Raw genomic sequence first — 259 nt, forward strand, 5'->3', positions numbered from 1 at the left:
GTACGCGACGGCCGTATCGCCGTGCACGGCCATGGCTTGCCGCGCGGCGCACGTGAAATCGATGCCACCGGTCTGCTCGCGTTGCCCGGCGGTGTCGACGGCCATTGCCACCTCGACCAGCCCATGCCCGACGGCATGCGCATGGCCGATGACTTCTTCACCGGCACGCGCGCCGCCGTGTGCGGCGGTACCACTACGGTCATCCCGTTTGCCGCGCAGGAGAAGGGACATTCGCTCAAGGCGGCGGTGGACGACTACC

General features: G+C 68.7%; 1 protein-coding gene. It reads left to right on the forward strand.

The annotated features are described in order from the left end of the window. Positions 1-21 precede the first annotated feature (21 nt). On the forward strand, positions 22-259 hold a 238-nt coding region (locus ACH13J_RS18530; RefSeq protein ID WP_397544814.1), incomplete at its 3' end, for an amidohydrolase family protein.

This window comes from Roseovarius salis (assembly GCF_044472985.1).
GTDB lineage: Bacteria > Pseudomonadota > Alphaproteobacteria > Rhodobacterales > Rhodobacteraceae > Roseovarius > Roseovarius salis.